Genomic DNA, 19,117 nt, shown 5'->3' with positions numbered 1-19,117 from the left:
CCCTTTAAAGGGCATTTTCTAAGCCACCGGATGAAATGTTTATTTTTGTTGTGCAGGGAAATTACCGTTACCGCATGGCAAACAGGTGACAGAATTCTTACTTTCTTAGCCACTCGTATAAAAAATAATTACCTAAAGAAAATTCGGCAAAGTATCCCCAATGCAAAAATTTGCCTTTTCCCTACACGGCGATGCCAAGCAGTGCCGCCTTGTCATGAACCCTTCGACGCAGACGGTATGGCCTCCGGCGCCACTTGCTCTTGGCGGACTGAGTTTTTGCTGGCACCGACCGGCTTGCCGGCTTAACGACAATAAGGGCCTGCCTTCTGCCGCTGTCATGCTTTCATCATGTCCAAGACCCCTGTTCGTCATACGCGCCTGACATCCTCACTGTCATGCTCACCACGGCGAGGATGCCATGCGTATCTGTCTTGTCAGCGAGACCTGGGCACCGGAGATCAACGGCGTCGCCCACACCCTGGCGCAGCTGAGTCTCGAACTGCAGGCGCGCGGCATGGCGCTGCAGCTCATCCGCCCGCAGCCGGCAAACGGTAGCGCTTCAGAACCCACCCCGGGCATGCAGGCCGAGCTGCGAGTGCCTGGCATGGCGATTCCCGGCTACCGTGCCGTGCGTATCGGCATGCCGGCCGGCCGCCGCATCCAGCGCCTGTGGCAGGTTCAGCGCCCCGACGTGGTGTACCTGGCCACGCAAGGGCCGCTGGGCTGGTCGGCACGGCGTGCGGCCAGACGCCTGGGTATCCCGCTGGTGGCCGGCTGGCATACGAATTTCGATCATTACTGCGGCGATTACGGCGTACCCTGGCTCGCCCCGCTGCTGATGCGTGGGCTGCGCCACTTTCACAACGGCTGCCAGGCCAACCTGGTACCCACCCGACAGCAGGCTAATGACTTGGCCGGCCATGGCTTCGAGCGTCTGGAAGTGATGGGGCGCGGCATCGACCAGGAGCGCTTCTCACCAGGGCTACGCTGCGCCGAGCTGCGTCGCAGTTGGGGGGTCGACGAGCACAGCCCGGTGGCGTTGCACGTCGGCCGCCTTGCGGCCGAGAAGAACCTCACCCTGCTGCGCGAGACGCTGCACGTCATGCGCAGCGCCCGCCCCGACATGGCGCAGGTAATCGTCGGCGACGGCCCGGCACGGCGCTCCCTGGAGAAGGCGTTGCCGGAGGCGCATTTCACCGGCTTCATCTCACCCGAAGACCTGGCTCGTCACTACGCCAGCGCCGACATGTTCCTGTTCCCCTCGCTCTCCGAGACCTGGGGCAACGTGGTACCGGAAGCCATGGCTAGCGGCCTGGCAGTGGTGGCCTATCGCCACGCTGCCGCCGCCGAGCTGATCGACAGCGGCGTTAATGGCGTGACGGTGACCGCCGGCGACGCCGAGGCGTTTCGCGACGCTGCTGTGGCGCTGTGCCAGCAACCCGCCCGCTACGCTCAGATGGGCCGTGCTGCGCAATTGCGCAGCCAGACCTGCCGCTGGCCCGCCATTGCCGACAAGTTCTTGTCCGTCTTACAACAGGCCCGGGAGATAGACCATGAGACCACGCGCCCCTGCCGTATTTGATCGCCTCGACCTGTTGGAGTGGCGGCTGTGCCAGCGCTTCGCCAACCTCAGCCTGTACACGCCTTGGCTGGCCACCCTGCGCCTGGCCAGCCGCCTGGGCGACTGGCCACTGTGGGTGGCATTGATCGCCGCCCAGCCGTGGCTCCAGCCCGAGGCGGGGCTCGCCTTCTTCCTGCAGTACGCCGTGACCGGGCTCGTCGCCATCCTGATCTATCGCCTGATCAAGACGCGCCTCTGCCGGGAGCGCCCCTTCATCACCTTCGTCAACCTGATCCAGTGCGGCGAACCGGCCCGCGACCGCTACAGCTTTCCCAGCGGGCACACCATGCACGCGGTGATGTTCTGCGTGATGACGGCGGCCCATGCGCCCTGGCTGCTGCCATTGCTGGTACCGCTGGCGGCACTGATCGCCCTCTCGCGGGTCGGCCTGGGCCTGCACTACTTCAGCGATGTCGCCGCCGGCGCTGCCATTGGCTATGCCTTCGGCCTGACGAGTCTCTATCTGGCGGGTTGAGCCGCATTCATGAGGACGTCACCCAACCGTAACGCGATGGACCGCAAGTCGTAATGCCAAGACAGCAGGATGGCAGCCGTAACAGTTCGCTACCTTTCCGCAAAACAGGTGATCGACAATGCTGTCCCAACGTTTCTCCCCTCTGCTGCTGCGTACCGCCGTTGCCGGCGTCCTGACCACCATGGCGTTTCAGGCCAGCGCCGACCTCTCCTCGCGCTACACCGATGCCGATGGCGACATGGTCGCCGATATCCCCAGCGATGAGTCCCGCTGGGTCGATCCCAGCACGCTGGTGTTCGCCTACACCCCGGTGGAAGACCCGGCCGTCTATGCCGACGTCTGGGCCGACTTCCTCGACCACCTGGGCGAAGCGACCGGCAAGCGGGTGCAGTTCTTCCCGGTGCAGTCCAACGCCGCCCAGCAGGAGGCACTGCGTGCCGGCCGTCTACACGTGGCCGGCTTCAACACCGGCGGCGTGCCGGTGGCGGTGAACTGCGGCGGCTTCCGTCCCTTCGCCATCATGGCCGCCGAGGACGGTAGCTACGGCTACGAGATGGAGATCATCACCCACCCGGACAGCGGCATCGAAAGCATGCAGGACCTGGCCGGTCGTCAGTTGGCGTTCACCTCGCCCACCTCAAACTCTGGTTTCCGCGCCCCCTCGGCACTGCTGCGCAGCGAGTACGGCATGGAGGCCGACGAAGACTTCGAAACCGCCTTCTCCGGCTCGCATGACAACTCCATCCTCGGCGTGATCAACCGTGACTACGACGCCGCCGCCATTGCCAACTCGGTCGCCCACCGCATGCTGGCCCGCGGTGTGATCAACGAAGGCGACTACGAGGTCATCTACACCTCCGAGACCTTCCCCACCACCGCCTACGGCATTGCCCACAACCTGAAGCCGGAACTCCAGGAGCAGATCCAGGAGGCCTTCTTCAGCTACGACTGGTCCGGCACGCCGCTGGAAGCCGAGTTCGCCAACTCCGGGGAAGCTCAGTTCATTCCCATCACCTATGAAGAGCACTGGTCGGTGATCCGCACCATCGCCGACGCCAATGGCGTCACCTACGACTGCGACTGATGCGGGAGCGGCTGCGCACCGCAGCCTGACACCACAAGAGCGGCCGGGGAAACGCCCCGGCTGCTCCGTGCATGAAAGAAGGGAGCTGCACCATGCTGACTCTATCCCAGGTCACCAAGCGCTACCCCACAGGGGACCGCGCTCTGACCGACATCGACCTGACCCTGCCACGCGGCCAGGTCATGGCGCTGATCGGCCCCTCCGGAGCCGGCAAGAGCACGCTGATTCGCTGCGTCAATCGTCTGGTGGAACCCACCAGCGGCAGCATCCGCCTGGAGGACACCGAGCTGACCCGACTCTCCGGCGCGGCGCTGCGCCGGGCACGCCGCTCCATGGCCATGATCTTCCAGGAGTACGCTCTGGTGGATCGCCTCACGGTGATGGAGAACGTACTCTCGGGACGGCTCGGCTACGTCGGCTTCTGGCGCAGCTTCACGCGTCGCTACCCACAGGAAGACATTGCCGAAGCCTTCCGCCTGCTCGACCGGGTCGGCCTACCGCACGCCATGGACAAGCGTGCCGACGCACTCTCCGGTGGCCAGCGCCAGCGGGTGGGTATCGCCCGGGCCCTGATCCAGAGCCCGCGCCTGCTGCTGGTGGACGAGCCCACTGCGAGCCTCGACCCCAAGACCTCGCGTCAGATCATGCGCCTGATCCGCGAGCTGTGTGCCGAGCGCAATCTGGCCGCCATCATCAACATTCACGATGTGGCTCTCGCCCAGCAGTTCGCCGATCGCATCGTTGGCCTGCGTGCCGGCGAGATCGTCTTCGACGGTAAGCCCAATGAGCTGGACGCGGAGACCCTCACGACCATCTATGGCGAGGAGGAGTGGGATACCCGAGTTCAGGACGACATCGGCGAGAGCACACCGCCGCGTGAGGTACCGGCTTCCCGACTCACGCTGGCCAGTGGTGGCGCCTCATGAGCCGCCAGGCAAAGGCCCAGGCAGGCCAGTGGCGACGGCTGCCGCTGATCGAGAACCCCAAGTTGCGTTGGGGATTGGTCTTGGGCCTTGCCGTCTATCTGGTACTGGCACTGGCCTCGGTGGAGGTCAACTGGACTCGGGTCGCCGAGGGCGCCGGTCGCGGGCTGAACTTCCTGGCCGCTTTCACCCAGCCTGATTTCATCAGCCGCCGCGGCGACATCATCAATGGCATTCTCGAAAGCCTGACCATGACCGTCACCTCGACGGTGATCGGCGTGGCCCTATCGATCCCGGTGGGACTTGGCGCTGCGCGCAACATCGCACCCTGGCCCATCTACTACCTGTGCCGCGGCATCATCACCGTGTCGCGTACCTTCCAGGAGATCATCATCGCCATTCTGTTCGTGGTGATGTTCGGCTTCGGCCCCCTGGCCGGCATGATCACGCTGGCCTTCGCCACCATCGGTTTCATGGCCAAGCTGCTGGCCGAGGATATCGAGGATCTGGACTGGCGTCAGGTCGAGGCGGTTCGCGCCACCGGGGCCAACTGGTGGCAGACCATGAACCACGCCGTACAACCCCAGGTGATGCCGCGCCTGATCGGGCTCTCGATGTACCGCCTGGACATCAACTTTCGCGAATCGGCGGTGATCGGCATCGTCGGGGCGGGCGGCATCGGCGCCACCCTCAATACCTCGATCAGCCGCTACGAGTACGACACCTCGGCGGCAATACTCTTGATCATCATCGCCATCGTGCTGTTGTGTGAGTACAGCTCGAGCTACATCCGCCGCTGGACCCAATGATGCGATGGCGGTGTGCGCGCCGCCCATTGTCTTTGTCTGAAAGGATTGACACATGCCCGTCTCGACGACTCCGCAGGGCACGCCCATCTGGCACCTGCGCACCACCCGCGCCCAGTGGCTGGGCTATCTTGGCTGGCTGGCCGGCGCCTGCCTATTCTTGCTGTGCTGGAAGGTGATCTCCGACAATACCATGTGGGTCTTCGTCGAGGACGCCGGCCGCCAGGGCAGCGATCTCATCAGCCGCATGCTGCCGCCACAGTGGAGCTACGCCCACCGGCTGTGGAAGCCGATGTGGGATACCCTAAACATCGCCACTCTGGGTACGCTGCTGGGCATCGCCATGGCCTTCCCGGTGGCCTTCCTGGCGGCCCGTAACACCTCACCGCACCCGCTGGTGCGCAGCGCCGCCTTGCTGATCATCGTCTCGTCGCGCTCCATCAACTCGCTGATCTGGGCCATGCTGCTGGTGACCATTCTCGGTCCTGGGGTGCTGGCCGGCATCATCGCCATCGCCCTGCGCTCCATCGGTTTCATCGGCAAGCTGCTTTACGAGGCCATCGAGGAGATCCACCCCACCCCGGTCGAGGCGATCAGCGCCACCGGCGCCGGACGCATGCAGGTGATGAGCTACGGCGTGCTGCCTCAGGTCATGCCTGCCTTTGCCGGCATCAGCGTCTATCGTTGGGACATCAACATCCGGGAATCCACGGTGCTGGGCCTGGTGGGCGCCGGCGGCATCGGGCTACAGCTCAACGCCGCCATCAACAGCCTGGCCTGGAATCAGGTCAGCGTCATCTTCGTGATGATCTTCGTCACCGTACTCGCCTCGGAGTGGATCTCCGCCCGGGTGCGCCACGCCATCATCTGACCGCCGCGACAGGAAACCGACCATGCGCTTTACCAATGCCGAGGTGATCACTCTCGACCTGATTCGTCACGGTGAGCCGGTGGGCGGCCGCATGCTGCGCGGCACCACCGACCATCCCTTGAGCGAACGGGGCTGGCAGCAGATGCAGACTGCCATCAACGACCTGCTGATCGATGGAAATCCGCCGTGGGACGCCATCGTTACCTCGCCGCTCTCCCGCTGTCGTGAGTTCTCCCTATGGCTGGGTGAGCAATACGACCTGCCGGTGACGATAGAGCCAGCACTCGCCGAGATGGACCTTGGAGACTGGGAGGGCAAGACCCACGCCGAAGTGCGCGCCCTTGAAAAGGAGACGGATCGCCAGGCCGCCCTGTGGGCCGACCCCAGCCAGACGTCGCCACCTGGTGGAGAAAGCGTCGAGGCTTTCGACAAGCGAGTGGGCGCGGCCTGGCAGGGGCTGCTGGAAACGCCAACTGGCAGCCACTTGCTGGTGGTATGCCATCTGTTCGTGACCAATGCCGTACTGCGCCAGGTACTCGAGCAGCCGCTCTCGCGCATCCTGGCCTTCGACCTACCCTATGCCGCTAGCTGCCGTATTCGCCATGAGCGCCATGCGCTGGGCGAGACCAGCCTGGTGGAGTGGATCGGGCGGTAACGCCCTTCAGCCATCGACGTCCACCGCCCTGCTGCTGCGCGCACAGCGCAGCAGGCAGAACACCGCCAGCGCGCCTGTCGCCGTCGGCAGCAGGAACCCGACGGCGTAGCTATCGCTCTGCCACACGATCAGGCTGAACAGTGCCGGCCCCACCAGCACCCCCATATAGGTCAGCACTAGCACGGCGGCGGTAGCCTCACCTACTTCCCCCGGCTCGCAGCGCCGCGCCACCTCGGCCAGGTAGACGCCGTTCCAGCCCACGGCCGTGGCGCCGGCGACCACCATGAGAGCGATGGTCAGCCAGATGGGAAGCGAGCCGCTCAGTAGCGCCAGCAGCAGGAACACCAGGGTGATGCCGGCTGCCAGGCCGAAAAGCACCGGCAGACTGGCCCTCAAGCGATCTGCCAGGGCGCCCCAGAGCAGGCGCCCGGTTACCCCCGCCACGTGCACCATCGATATGACGGCACCTGCTGCCACCAGAGTCAGCAACAGCTCCTCCACCATGTAAGCCACCGCAAAGCTGAGCAGCGAAAGCTGTGCCGCCGACAGGCAGAAGCCGGCGGCACCCAGCCATAGCATGGCCCGGGAGCGGTGAAGCACGGTCAGGCTTCCGCCGCCCTGCATGCGCACGCTGGCATCCCGCGTCGCATCCCAGAAAGCGCGTCGCAGCTGAAGCAGCAGCAAGGTGAAAAGGCAGGCGGTGCCGACCGCCAGGAAGGCCGCCTGCCAGTTCCAGATGGCTGCCAGCGGCGGTGCCATCAGGCCGGCCAGCACACCGCCCAAGGGCACGCCGGTCTGCTTGATGGAGTAGACCAGATTTCGCCGCTCGGCGGGGGTAAAGCGGGTCAACAGCTCCGCCGCCGCGGGACTGGTCAGGCCATAGGCCAGGCCCAGCAGCAGCGTCGTGGCCAGCAGCGCTAACGGCGTGCCGAGCAGCGCCATCAGGCAGCCCGCCATCACCAGCGCCATCGCCAGTTGGCTGGCCCGGCAGCCGCCCAGGCGCCGCGCCACCACCGCCGACTGCAGCGAGGCCAGCATCGCCACGCCATACAGCAGGCTGACCTGAAGGCCGACCAGATTAGTGGCTACCCCAAAGGCCGCCGCGATCTGGGGTGCCAAGGTAGGCACCAGCAGCATGCCGCCACTGCATAACACCTGCACCCAGGTCGTCGCCGCCAATACCCACCAACCTTCCCTGGGGCCGGGTGGCGATGTAGCGGCGGAAGATAAGGCAGGCATGGCAGGCTCCGGTGATGACAGGCAAAACCGTTAGCCTACACACAAATTTTCGACTTTAGCCAACGTTATTGACGAAGACTGCCTTCGTCGTGCCAACCGCTCGACGCCCGACTACCAGGGCAGCGCCTCGCCGTTGCTGTGCCAGAACCCCCCGCTGTTCTCCAGGGTCAACGCCTCGATGCGCGCGGCGATACCGGCTACCGCTTCCTCGGGGGTTATCAGCCCGCCGAAATTGACCATGCGGGTCTGCACGTACCCCGGATGCAGCTGGGCCACCGCAATGCCGCGGGGCTTGAGATCCATGGCCAACGACTTGCCGAAGGCGTTGAGCGCCGCCTTGGAAGCCCGGTAGCCGTAGCGGCCGCCGGAGTCGTTATCGGCGATCGACCCCATGCGACTGGTGATGTTGGCTACCTTGCTGCCCGCCCCGAGATTGTCGAGCAGCGCCTCGGTCACCCGCAGCGGAGCGTAGGCGTTGACCTCCATCTGTTCGCGAATGGTGTCGAAATCGAGCGAGCCCAGCGACTCATCGCGCAGCAGGCCGGCGTTGTTGATCAGCAAGTCCAGACGCCGCCCCGCCAGCGCCTCGGCCAGCCGTGCGACGTCCTCGGTGCGGGTCACGTCGACCCCATCGATGACCTGATCGGCCAGCTCGTCGAGCTCCTGCGAGGTGCTGCGGCAGACACCGTACACGCGCCAGCCCGCCTTCTTGTAATGGCGCACCAGCGCCAGGCCGATGCCGCGATTGGCACCGGTAATCAGAACCGTGGAAGACATCCCGACTCCCCTTCGTTGCGTGTTGTGATAACGCCACCAGTGTGGTCGCCGCCTGGCGAAGTGCAAGCGCCGATTCAGCACATATCCCTCAACGCAGACCCGGCATATAATGGTTACGCAATGTAACCCCCTCGTGGGCCCTCTTACCGATGCTTGCCATCGAACAAGGACGCTTTCATGGCCAATCGCGCCTCCACCACTACCCTTGCCGCCCTAGGCGGCGCCGCCATCGGTTTGATCGTTGGCTGGCAAGTACCGAGCAACTCGACCGCTCCCGTCCCGACCGTCGATCAGGCCGTAGCGGACGACAGCGTCTCAACACCGGCCTTGCAACTTGGCGAACGACTGCGCAGCGAACTCACCTCGTCCAGCGAGCTCAACGGCAAGGATGGCAGCCGCTTCGAGCGTTTCCATCTACCGGTCGAAGAGGGAACCCTGATCGAGATCGAGCTCGGCGGCCCTCTGCACGGCACGCTTTCGCTCTACGATCCCGAGCTGCAGCTGCTCGCCACCAGCGCGAGCCCCATGTATTACGACGTCTCGGCGGCAACCTCTCTGCGTCGCCGGATCGACGAGGGCGGCGACTACGTGGTGGTAGTCAGCGGTCAGGACATGCACAGCTACGGCCCCTTCACCCTCACCACCCGGGAGATGGAGCTGACGACCAGCGATACGCTGGCCATGCCCTCCCGCGCCGACGGCTGGCTGCAGGACGGTGGCGACACCTTTAGCGTGACCATCGAGGAGAGCGGCCTCTATCAGTTCGAGATGCGCTCCAGCGACGTAGACGCCTACCTGGTGCTCGAAGGCCCCAATGGCTATCGCCGTGAGGACGACGACAGCGCCGGAAACCTGGACGCCCGCATCGCCGATTTCCTCGAGCCCGGGGAGTATCGTCTCACCGCGCGCAGCGCCTACGGCCAAGACAGCGGCCTCTATACTCTGGAGCTGGCTCCCCATGAGCTGGCCAGCGATGAGACGCTGCGCAACAGCGGTGAGCTGGCAATCGACGAGCCGCTGTTCGGCTGGTTCAGCGGCAATGGCCTGGAGTATCAGCTCGCTCTCGAGGCGCCGGCGATGGTGACGCTGGATATGCTCTCGGCCGACTTCGATGCTTTTCTGGAGCTGCATGGCGATGGCGTCTTTGCCAGCGATGACGATGGTGGCGAAGGGCTGAACGCGCGGCTGATCCGCTCGCTGGAAGCCGGCGAGTACACCGTGCTGGCTCGCAGCCACAGCGGCCAGGGCAGCGGCCTGTTCGAGCTGCGTGCGGCCGCCATCGCTCTCGACGAACTCGCCAGTGAAGGGCAACTGGAGAGCGGACGCGCGCTGCAGGCGTGGCTGGAGCCGGGTGCACGCAACGTCTATGAGATCGTGATCGAGGAGGCCGGCGACTATCGTCTGGACCTGCATTCTGACGATTTCGACGCCTATCTCGAACTCGAGGGCGAAGGGCTCTTTCTGAGCGACGATGACGGTGGCGATGGGATGAACTCGCGCATCGCCACTCACCTGGAGGCGGGCACCTACCGCGCCACTGCCCGGGCCTACGGCAACAGCGAGAGCGGAAGCTTCACGCTCTCGCTCAGCGCCGAATAACGCAACAGCCGGCCTCGCGTGTCGTGGGGCCGGCTCTCACCTGCCGCGCCGTTCAATGAAAAGGCTGTTACCGGCTTGCCGCTTGGCCTGCTGCTTGAGCTCGGAAAGATCTTCGGATATTGCCAGGACGTCACAGCCGCGACCATCACTTACCGGCTTTGCCGCCAGCGACAGACTGACGAAGGGATAGAACGTCACGCGGCCCTGCCGACTCTCGACCCGTACCCCGCCGGCTCGGCGATCCTCCGCATCGTAGAAGTCCGGCGCCATGGCGCCGAATGCTGTCAGAATACGGTGACAGCGTGCCTCCCAACCGGCATCGTCCAGTAGCAGCATGAAGTCATCACCACCGATGTGACCGATGAACCCCGTCTTGCCAACCTGCTCATCGAGCAGTTGAGCCAGCGCCAGGATCACCCGGTCGCCCCGCGCATAGCCGTAGGCGTCGTTATAGGCCTTGAAGTTGTCGAGATCGCAGTAGACGGCAGTGAAGACCTTGCCATGCTCCAGCCATTCGCTCAGCATCTCGTTGATCATCAGGTTCCCGGGTAGGCCGGTGAGCGGATTGGCATGGCGCGCCTGACGCACCTGAATGGCAGTGATCTCGCGCAACAGGTCAACGATATTACCCATGCCGCGATAGCGACCCTCGCCGTCGACGATGACGAAATCCTCCTGGGGCACATCCGCACTGTCGGTGAGCTGCTGGCTGAGCAGGGTCAGCGGCGTTTCATCGACTGCCACGGCGAAGCGTGAATCGCACATGTCCCGCACCAGACGCTTGGCGAACAGGGCATGACTGTAGGGGTTGGTGAACAGGGTAAGAAACTCGCTGCGCCGCACCACACCGACCGGCCTGTCGTTTTCCACCACCGCCACACAGCGCAGGCCTGGCTCGCCACGAAACCGTCCACTCAACTCCAGTACAGGCATCCGCGGTTCGATCGGTGCCAGCGACTTCATGATGGTGTGAGCGCTGCGTACCAGTCCGTGACGGGCCGAGGCTCCGACCGGCAGTGAGCGGCCGATATCTCGCGACGGGGTCTGGCTGGGACGGGCAAAGTAGTAGCCTTGCAGCAGCGACAGGCTGCGATCCAGCTCCCACAGCGAGCGGTACTCCTCGGCGGTTTCCACGCCTTCCGCTATCAGCTGGCAACCGAGGCTGCGCGATACATCGAGAATCGAGCGCAGGAACTGCCGCTTGTCGGGGTCCTGATCGATGCCGGTGATGAAGTGGCGGTCGAGCTTGACGAAGTCGGGGCGCAGCTCGGCCCAGTGGCGCAGACTCGAATGGCCGGCCCCCAGGTCGTCCAGCGCAACCTGAAAGCCCATGTCGCGATAGTGCTCCACCGCCTGGCGCATCAGCACGTAATCGGTGATCGGCAGATGTTCGGTGAGTTCGATGACGACACGATTGGGAGCCAGCCCATGGTCGCTCAGATAGCCCAGGGTCAACCCCTCGCTGAAGTCCCGCTCGACGATGGTCAACGGCATCACGTTGAGGAACAGCCTACCGGGCAAGCCTAGCCGCACGAAGGCGGCAATCGCCAGGCGGCGGCACAGCAGATCGAGCTCTACCAGCAGGCCCGACTGAATGGCCACCTCGAACAGGGCCAACGGAGAGTGCAGCCTGGAGCCTTCGGGGCCACGAATCAGCGCCTCGTAGCCATGCACGCACTGCCTGGCGACATCGACGATGGGTTGGAAGCATGGCGTGAGCCGCTCGCCCTCTATGATCGCTCTGAGCTCGCTCTCCTCGATGTCGGAGGTCGTCATGGTCAGCCCTGAAATGGTGTCAGGGCGAGATTGCAACGTTTAGATGACAGCACCATGACAGCGCTATGCAATGCTTATTCATATTCGTGAAACCTGATTGACACGCTACGAGCCTAGCGTTATCGGCGACATCACCCAAGGAGAGTCTCATGTCGCCTCGCTCTACCGCTTTCATGTCAGGTGCACTCGTAGCGTCACTGTCCTTTTCCGTTCATGCCGCTACCGAAGTTCAATGGTGGCACGCCATGGGCGGCGAGCTGGGAGAGATGCTCGAAGCCGTTACAGAAGAGTTCAATGCCTCTCAGGACGACTATCGAGTTCGTCCCAGCTATCGTGGCAACTACACCGAGACCATGACTGGCGCCATTGCTGCCTTCCGCGCGGGCCAGCATCCGCATATCCTGCAGGTATTCGAGGTGGGTACCGGCACCATGATGGCAGCGGAAGGCGCGGTCTATCCTATCTACCAGTTGATGGAAGACCATGGCCGCACCTTCGATCGGGAGGCCTTCCTGCCGGCGGTGGTGGGTTATTACACCGATACCCGCGGCAACATGCTCTCCTTCCCCTTCAACTCTTCCACCCCGATTCTCTATTACAACCGCGACGCCTTCGAGGCGGCGGGTCTCGAGGGCGCACCGCAGACTTGGGAAGAGATCGAAGCTTATTCGCGCCAGTTGCGCGAACAGGATGCCGCCAACTGCGGTTTCACGACCTCCTGGCCAAGTTGGGTCATGCTGGAGAATTTTTCCGCCATGCATGACTCTCCGCTGGGAACGTTGGAGAACGGCTTCGGTGGTCTTGAAACCGAATTCGTCTTCGACAATGACTTGGTCGCCCGCCACTGGGACAACCTGAAGGCGTGGCAGGACGAGGGCGTATTCCGCTGGGGTGGACCGGGGCCGGGCAACGACGCAGCACCGATGTTCTATTCCGGTGAATGCGCCATGTTCTTCGGCTCCTCGGCAGCCCGTGCCGGCGTGCTGGCCAACGCCGATTTCTCGATCGGCTACGGCATGCTGCCCTACTACGAAGATGTCGATGGTGCCCCGCAGAACTCGATCATCGGTGGCGCCACCCTGTGGACGCTTCAAGGTCACAGCGAAGAAGAGTACGCAGCCGTAGCAGCCTTCTTCGATTACCTCTCCCAGCCTGAAGTGCAAGCCGACTGGCATCAGAAAACCGGCTACCTGCCGATCACTCATGCCGCCTGGGAGTTGAGCGAGTCACAGGGTTTCTATACCGAAAACCCGGGCACCGAAATCTCCATCGAACAAATGACCCTCAACGAGCCCACCGAAAATTCCAAGGGGCTGCGCTTCGGCAACTTCGTGCAGATCCGCGACATCATCTCCGAGGAGATGGAAGCGGTAATGACAAGCAGCAAGAGCGGGGAACAGGCCAGTGCCGATGCGGCTCGCCGCGGCAACGCTCTCCTTCGCGACTTCGAACAGGCCAATCAATAAGAAACAGCCATGGCGCCTCCGCCCCAGTGGTGGGGGCGCCTTTTTCCTTCGCCTTGCCGAGCAATACCATGCAAACCAAACGCATGACGTTCCCCGGGCGCTGGCTGCCCTACGCGCTACTGGCCCCTCAGGTCATCGTCACATTGGTCTTTTTCATCTGGCCGGCGAGTCAGGCGCTCTATCAGTCGCTGCTGCGTGAGGACGCCTTTGGCCTGAGCTCCAGTTTCGTGGGTCTTGCCAACTTTTCCCGACTCTTCGACGACGCCTACTACCTCAATTCCCTGTCGGTTACCGCCGTGTTCGCCATCGGCACGACTCTGCTTTCGATGAGCGCGGCACTGCTGCTGGCGGCAACCGTCAACCGACTGCTTCGCTCTCGCGACGCTTATACCACGTTGCTGGTATGGCCCTATGCCATCGCCCCTGCCATTGCTGGCGTGCTGTGGTGGTTCATTTTCAACCCATCCATCGGCATCGTGCCCTACGTTCTCGACATGCTGGGCTACCGCTGGAACCACCGCACCTCTGGAACGGATGCGATGCTGCTGGTGATCATTGCTGCAGCATGGAAGCAGATCGCCTACAACTTCCTGTTCTTCCTGGCTGGACTGCAGTCGATCCCGCAATCACTGATCGAAGCCGCCGCCATCGACGGAGCCGGACCGGTCAAGCGCTTCTGGACTATCGTATTCCCATTGCTGACGCCCACTACGTTCTTCCTGCTGGTGGTCAACGTGGTCTATGCCATGTTCGACACTTTCGGCGTCATTCACGCCACCACCCAAGGGGGTCCGGCCCAGGCGACCAACATCTTGGTCTACAAGGTCTACGCCGATGGTTTCGTGGGCATGAACATCGGCAGTTCAGCTGCACAGTCGGTGATCCTGATGGCCATCGTCATCGCGCTGACCGTCATCCAGTTCCGCTTCATCGAGCGGCGCGTCAACTACTGATCCCAAGAGGCACACAACGTTATGGTCGAACATCGACCCTGGGGGAATCTTTTCGCCCACTCCATTCTGATCCTTGGCGTGGCCCTGGTACTGTTCCCGGTCTACATTGCCATCGTCGCCTCCACCCAGGGGCCTGGCGAGTTCCTGCGCGGCACCCTGCCGTTGGTGCCGGGCAGTCATGCCCTCGACAATTACCGTGCCATGTGGGAGACCGGACTCTCTCGCGCCGGGGCGCCCCCGGCAGGCCAGATGCTGTGGAACAGCCTGGTGATGGCGCTGGCCATCACCTTTGGCAAGCTGTCCATCTCGCTGCTGTCGGCTTTTGCCATCGTCTATTTTCGCTTTCCGTTCCGGCTGTTCTTCTTCTGGATCATCTTCATCACGCTGATGCTGCCGGTGGAGGTACGCATCATCCCGACCTTCCGCGTGGTGGCGGATCTCGGGATGCTCAACAGCTTCGCCGGCCTCTCCATCCCGTTGATCGCCTCGGCGACCGCCACTTTCCTGTTCCGCCAGTTCTTCATGACGGTGCCGGAAGAGCTGCTGGAAGCCGCCCGCGTCGATGGCGCCGGGCCGCTGAAGTTCTTCAAGGACATCCTGCTGCCGCTGTCGGTGACCAACATCGCCGCGCTGTTCGTGATCATGTTCATCTACGGCTGGAACCAGTACCTCTGGCCCCTTCTGATCACCACCGACCCCGACTACTACACCATCGTCATGGGCCTGCAGCGCATGACCACCGCTGCCGACGGCGACCCACAATGGCACCTGGTGATGGCCGCGGTGGTCATGGCCGCGCTGCCCCCGGTGCTGGTGATCCTGTTCATGCAGCGACTGTTCGTGAAAGGCCTGACCGAGACGGAGAAGTGAGATGGCACGCATCAAATTGGAAGGCCTGAAGAAGACCTATGCTGGCGGCGTCCAGGCGGTAAAGGGCATCGACCTGGAAGTGGCGGATGGTGAATTCGTGGTCCTTGTAGGCCCATCGGGCTGCGGCAAGTCGACCCTGCTGCGCATGGTGGCGGGGCTGGAGACGATCAGCGAGGGACGCCTGGAGATCGGCGACAGTGTAGTCAACGACCTGGAGCCCGCTCAGCGTGACATCGCCATGGTGTTCCAGAACTACGCGCTCTACCCCCATATGACGGTGTTCGACAACCTGGCCTATGGCCTCAAGAATCGCGGTTTCAAGCGCAGCGAGATCGAACGACGAGTACAGGAAGCGGCACGCATGCTGGAAATCGAGGACTTCCTGCCGCGCAAGCCGCGCCAGCTCTCGGGCGGCCAGCGTCAGCGGGTGGCCATGGGCCGGGCTTTGGTGCGCGAGCCTGCCGCCTTTCTGTTCGACGAGCCGCTCTCCAACCTCGATGCCAAGCTGCGGGTGCAGATGCGCGTGGAGATCAAGCAGCTCCAGCGTCGTCTGAAGACCACCAGCCTTTATGTCACCCACGATCAGCTCGAAGCCATGACCCTGGGCGACCGCCTGGTGGTGCTCAACGGCGGGCGCATCGAGCAGGTCGGCACCCCCATGGAGATCTATGCGCGCCCAGCCACGATCTTCGTGGCGACCTTCATCGGCTCACCGGCCATGAACCTGATTCCGCTAGACTACCTGCGAGAGAGGGGCAATGGCTTACTCGGGGACCTGCCCAAGAGTACCGATATCGTCGGCATTCGCCCCGACGACCTACACATGCAAGCCCCGAGTGGCCCACACCTGGTGGTGGACTCCACCTTGGAGCTGTTCGAGGCCGCCGGCGCCGAGAGCCACCTCTACGTACGCCTGGCCGGCAGCGACCAGCCCAGCGTGATTCGCACCGCCGGCCAGCCTCCGGTGGCGGAAGGCGAGACCCTGCGCTTTTACGTACGCCGCGAAGCGCTGCATCCCTTCAACCGCAAGAGCGGCAAACGTACGGTGTAGGGGGAGACGGCTGGTGAGCCAAAGCCTGGCGCAAAGTAACCCGAGTGGTTCGAAAGCGTTCCGCCAGGGTCCGCTCGGCGGGCAGGCGGCCCGCCTCGAAGGCCTCCGGGTTGCTGAGCAGCTCACGCAGATGATCGGTGAGGCGCAGATAGTAGGCATCACTCATGTAACACTCCCTGTCAGCCAGCAGGCAACAATGATCGACTATAGAGAACGTGCCCAGGGAGTACGAGATCAAGAGTGCAACATTGGTTGGCTCTGCGGAATGTTCGAGCCTGAGCGAGACGCAGAGTCAGCCGACCAGCGCCGCACACGGTCGCCAGTCCAGCCGCTCCCAGCCCTCTACCCGAGCCACTTCGGCAAGTACCGCATCGGGGTTCACCGCCACCGGGCGGTCCACCCGGCCAAGTAGCGGCAAGTCGTTCTGAGAATCGGAATAGAACGTCAGATGGCTGACAGCGCCCTTTTCCGCCAGCCACTGCTCGAGGCGAGCGATCTTGCCATCCCGGTAGGAGAGTATCCCGGTAGTGCCACCGGTGAAGTACCCACTCTCCAGCGCCGGCTCCACGGCGATCACCGCCTCGATACCCAGCTCGGCAGCAATCGGTGCCACGAGATGCCGCGACGAAGCGGAAATGATCATCGGCGTCTCACCCCGAGCGCAGTGCTCGGCGATGCGCGCCCGCCCTTGAGCAAACAGCCGCGGCAGGATGCGCGCCGCGACGAAGTCCGCCACCTCGGCGTCAACCTCATTCACAGGGCGCCCGGCCAAGGGAGCCAAGGTCAAAGACAGATACTTCTCCAGACGCAGCCGGCCAGTATGGTAGGCCGCATCCATGGCCTGTGCATGGGCCAGAAACTCGCCCGGGGCATCAACCCAGCCACGCTCTACCATCCAGCCATTCCAGAGCGCGCTGCAGTCGCCATCCAGCAGGGTATCGTCAAGGTCGAACAGGGCAAGGTGCATGGCATCCTCCACAAGCCTGGGTTTCAAGACGCCCCATAGCCTGCGTCAGTCCAGTGACAAGGGCATGACACCGGTTGCGTTACCAAGAGCGGCTGTGCCCATCTCGATGGACCCGATAAATGGCCATAGAAGTGAACAGGCGAGCAGTCAGTAGTTTTCAGGAAACAGCTCCCGCTCCACCAGCTCGATCAGAATGTGAATGACCTTGATATGCAACTCCTGAACTCGATCGGCATATTGCCCTGCTGGAGTACAAATCTCAGTGTCCGACAGCTCGCTAAGCGTAGAGCCGGGGCGACCGGTCAACGCGATGATATGGATCCCATGGCGGCTTGCGTAATCCGCCGCGGCGAGCACATTGGTACTCGTACCGCTGGTGCTGATGGCCAACAGGCAATCGCCCTCACGGCCATGAGCCTCCAAGTAGCGAGCGAACACCCGATCATAGCCATAATCATTACCGACACAACTCAGGTGACTCGGGTCACTGATGGAAGCCGCTGGCAACCCCTTGCGATGCAACCGGTAACGGCCCGACAGCTCTTCGGAGAAGTGCATGGCATCGCACATGGATCCGCCGTTGCCGCAACTGAATACACGTCCACCATGACGAAACGTATTACTGAGCTGCCGCCCAGCTGCTGCAAGTGTGCGTAGGGTCTCTCCATCATCTAGCAAGGCATCCAGTGCCGCCCGTGCTTCATTCAGACTTTGATAGACGTACTGTTCCATTTCCCTCATGACACTTCGCAGCCTTGTGGATACATGAAAATGAAGTGTGCCAGTTTGGCTCATCGAAGTGACAAGGGGATAACACGCCGATACCCCAAGGGGTAGCCGAGCGGGAGAGCAAAAGCGCCCGCTCTCACCGTGACAGGAAGAGAATCACACTGTCACCATGGCGTCACTCGGACGACGCAGGATGGTGAGGCATCCTGCCATGCAGAGCCGAACCATGAACATATTGATGCTTTCCGACGTCTACTTTCCCCGCATCAACGGTGTCGCCACCTCGATTGCCAGCTTCCGCGATGCGCTACAAAGGCTCGGCCATTCCGTCACCCTGGTCTGCCCCGGCTATCCCGTGGGGCAAGTGGATGAACCGGACGTACTGAGGATCTCCTCGCGCGGCGTTCCTGGCTCCCCCGAAGATCGCATGATGCACTATCGCGAGGTGATGAAGCTGGCGCCGCGGCTCGCCGCAGAGCACTTCGATCTGGTACACATTCACACACCCTTCGTCGCCCACTATGCCGGCGTGGCGCTGGCAAGGCGGCTGGGCATTCCGGCCCTGGCCACCTACCACACGCTGTTCGAGGAGTATCTCCCCCTCTATGTTCGCGGCGTACCCAGCCGTTGGCTGCGCTTCCTCGCTCGGCGCCTCTCGGTGTGGCAGTGCCGCCGGCTGGCAGCGCTGGTGGCACCGTCGCATGCCATGCACGACACACTCCTGCGCTATGGCGTCAAAACGCCCGTGGCGGTCATCCCCACCGGGTTGGCGCTGGAGCGCTTCCGTCATCCCGTCGAGGACGATGACTTCCGCGACCGCTACCATCTGCCGAAAAACGCCCGGCTGCTGTTGTTCGTCGGACACCTCGCCTTCGAGAAAAACATCGCCTTTCTGATCGACCTGCTGCCCCGGGTGCTGGCCGAGCATCCCGATACGCGCCTGATCATTACTGGCGAAGGACCGGCCCGAGCGGCCTTGGCACGCCGGGCTCGGCAGATCGGCATGGAGTACGCCGTGCACTTTCTTGGCTACCTGGGGCGCAACGGCCCGCTGCAGACCGCCTACCGTGCGGCCGATGCCTTCATCTTCGCCTCACGCACCGAAACCCAGGGGTTGGTGCTGCTGGAGGCCATGGGAGTTATCGTCAAATCTGGTGGATGGCGATCAGGCCGCATTCCTGTCTGATTGATCAACCACTTGCTCCCCGTCCTGGAACTTGACGTTGCTGACGACCAGTTCCAGCTTCTGGAAGTG

General features: G+C 63.1%; 19 protein-coding genes. 13 read left to right on the top strand and 6 right to left on the bottom strand.

All coding sequences use genetic code 11. The annotated features are described in order from the left end of the window. The first annotated feature begins 418 nt into the window (after positions 1-418). The 7 genes from HOP58_RS21515 (at position 419) to HOP58_RS21485 (ending at position 6,435) form a co-directional block, all read left to right on the top strand. Positions 419-1,582, top strand: coding sequence for a glycosyltransferase family 1 protein (locus HOP58_RS21515; RefSeq protein ID WP_234261629.1), 1,164 nt, complete (start codon positions 419-421; stop codon positions 1,580-1,582). Then, positions 1,554-2,096 carry a phosphatase PAP2 family protein gene (locus HOP58_RS21510; RefSeq protein ID WP_010626601.1) on the top strand — a complete coding sequence of 181 codons (543 nt, stop codon included), beginning with the start codon at positions 1,554-1,556 and terminating at the stop codon, positions 2,094-2,096. The genes HOP58_RS21515 and HOP58_RS21510 overlap by 29 nt, the downstream gene beginning before the upstream one ends. 181 nt (positions 2,097-2,277) lie before the next feature. Next, positions 2,278-3,180: a phosphate/phosphite/phosphonate ABC transporter substrate-binding protein gene (phnD, locus tag HOP58_RS21505; RefSeq protein WP_234251275.1), complete on the top strand. Its 903-nt coding sequence runs from the start codon at positions 2,278-2,280 to the stop codon at positions 3,178-3,180. A gap of 92 nt (positions 3,181-3,272) precedes the next feature. Continuing rightward, positions 3,273-4,106 (top strand): phosphonate ABC transporter ATP-binding protein, encoded by an 834-nt coding sequence (gene phnC / locus HOP58_RS21500; RefSeq protein ID WP_010626599.1) that lies wholly within the window; start codon positions 3,273-3,275, stop codon positions 4,104-4,106. Then, positions 4,103-4,912: a phosphonate ABC transporter, permease protein PhnE gene (phnE, locus tag HOP58_RS21495; protein ID WP_234261627.1), complete on the top strand. Its 810-nt coding sequence runs from the start codon at positions 4,103-4,105 to the stop codon at positions 4,910-4,912. The genes phnC and phnE (HOP58_RS21495) overlap by 4 nt, the downstream gene beginning before the upstream one ends. Before the next feature lie 52 nt (positions 4,913-4,964). Continuing rightward, on the top strand, positions 4,965-5,780 hold the full coding sequence (gene phnE, locus HOP58_RS21490) for a phosphonate ABC transporter, permease protein PhnE (RefSeq protein ID WP_010626597.1): 816 nt from the start codon (positions 4,965-4,967) through the stop codon (positions 5,778-5,780). Positions 5,781-5,802: 22 nt separating this feature from the next. Next, positions 5,803-6,435 carry a histidine phosphatase family protein gene (locus tag HOP58_RS21485; RefSeq protein WP_010626596.1) on the top strand — a complete coding sequence of 211 codons (633 nt, stop codon included), beginning with the start codon at positions 5,803-5,805 and terminating at the stop codon, positions 6,433-6,435. Between the two features lie 6 nt (positions 6,436-6,441). Here HOP58_RS21485 and HOP58_RS21480 read toward each other — a convergent pair whose 3' ends face one another. After that, positions 6,442-7,674, bottom strand: a complete 1,233-nt coding sequence (locus tag HOP58_RS21480) for an MFS transporter (protein ID WP_083861773.1) — start codon at positions 7,672-7,674, stop codon at positions 6,442-6,444. 111 nt (positions 7,675-7,785) lie between these two features. Next, positions 7,786-8,451: an SDR family oxidoreductase gene (locus tag HOP58_RS21475; protein WP_234261625.1), complete on the bottom strand. Its 666-nt coding sequence runs from the start codon at positions 8,449-8,451 to the stop codon at positions 7,786-7,788. A 177-nt stretch (positions 8,452-8,628) separates the two neighbouring features. Between HOP58_RS21475 and HOP58_RS21470 the strand changes: the two genes are divergently transcribed. Continuing rightward, positions 8,629-10,050 carry a hypothetical protein gene (locus tag HOP58_RS21470; protein ID WP_234261623.1) on the top strand — a complete coding sequence of 474 codons (1,422 nt, stop codon included), beginning with the start codon at positions 8,629-8,631 and terminating at the stop codon, positions 10,048-10,050. A gap of 36 nt (positions 10,051-10,086) precedes the next feature. Here HOP58_RS21470 and HOP58_RS21465 read toward each other — a convergent pair whose 3' ends face one another. Continuing rightward, the gene (locus HOP58_RS21465; RefSeq protein WP_234261621.1) at positions 10,087-11,826 is read right to left on the bottom strand and encodes a bifunctional diguanylate cyclase/phosphodiesterase; all 1,740 of its coding nucleotides are present in this window, start codon (positions 11,824-11,826) and stop codon (positions 10,087-10,089) included. A 149-nt stretch (positions 11,827-11,975) separates the two neighbouring features. On the opposite strand from HOP58_RS21465, the gene ugpB reads away from it, so the two are divergent. From ugpB to HOP58_RS21445, 4 genes are all read left to right on the top strand, one after another. Then, complete coding sequence (gene ugpB, locus HOP58_RS21460; RefSeq protein WP_051004599.1) at positions 11,976-13,292, top strand: sn-glycerol-3-phosphate ABC transporter substrate-binding protein UgpB; 1,317 nt, start codon at positions 11,976-11,978, stop codon at positions 13,290-13,292. Positions 13,293-13,360: 68 nt separating this feature from the next. Further along, the gene (gene ugpA, locus HOP58_RS21455) at positions 13,361-14,245 is read left to right on the top strand and encodes a sn-glycerol-3-phosphate ABC transporter permease UgpA (protein ID WP_010626590.1); all 885 of its coding nucleotides are present in this window, start codon (positions 13,361-13,363) and stop codon (positions 14,243-14,245) included. Between the two features lie 21 nt (positions 14,246-14,266). Next, on the top strand, positions 14,267-15,115 hold the full coding sequence (gene ugpE, locus HOP58_RS21450; protein ID WP_010626589.1) for a sn-glycerol-3-phosphate ABC transporter permease UgpE: 849 nt from the start codon (positions 14,267-14,269) through the stop codon (positions 15,113-15,115). Between the two features lies 1 nt (position 15,116). Then, entirely contained in the window at positions 15,117-16,166 is a 1,050-nt protein-coding gene (locus HOP58_RS21445; RefSeq protein ID WP_234261620.1) for a sn-glycerol-3-phosphate import ATP-binding protein UgpC, read from the top strand. On the opposite strand, the gene HOP58_RS21440 is transcribed toward HOP58_RS21445, so the two are convergent. From HOP58_RS21440 to HOP58_RS21430, 3 genes are all read right to left on the bottom strand, one after another. After that, positions 16,135-16,332 carry a GntR family transcriptional regulator gene (locus HOP58_RS21440; protein WP_010626587.1) on the bottom strand — a complete coding sequence of 66 codons (198 nt, stop codon included), beginning with the start codon at positions 16,330-16,332 and terminating at the stop codon, positions 16,135-16,137. The genes HOP58_RS21445 and HOP58_RS21440 overlap by 32 nt on opposite strands. A gap of 126 nt (positions 16,333-16,458) precedes the next feature. Continuing rightward, the gene (locus tag HOP58_RS21435; RefSeq protein WP_234261619.1) at positions 16,459-17,133 is read right to left on the bottom strand and encodes an HAD-IB family hydrolase; all 675 of its coding nucleotides are present in this window, start codon (positions 17,131-17,133) and stop codon (positions 16,459-16,461) included. 147 nt (positions 17,134-17,280) lie between these two features. Further along, complete coding sequence (locus HOP58_RS21430) at positions 17,281-17,865, bottom strand: SIS domain-containing protein (protein WP_010626585.1); 585 nt, start codon at positions 17,863-17,865, stop codon at positions 17,281-17,283. A gap of 223 nt (positions 17,866-18,088) precedes the next feature. On the opposite strand from HOP58_RS21430, the gene HOP58_RS21425 reads away from it, so the two are divergent. Continuing rightward, complete coding sequence (locus HOP58_RS21425; RefSeq protein WP_234261618.1) at positions 18,089-19,048, top strand: glycosyltransferase; 960 nt, start codon at positions 18,089-18,091, stop codon at positions 19,046-19,048. The last annotated feature ends 69 nt before the right edge of the window (positions 19,049-19,117 follow it).

Source organism: Halomonas sp. MCCC 1A11062 (genome assembly GCF_021404355.1).
GTDB lineage: Bacteria > Pseudomonadota > Gammaproteobacteria > Pseudomonadales > Halomonadaceae > Halomonas > Halomonas aerodenitrificans.
The sequence above is the reverse complement of the archived record's forward strand: the minus strand, read 5'-3'. Positions and strand labels throughout refer to the sequence as shown.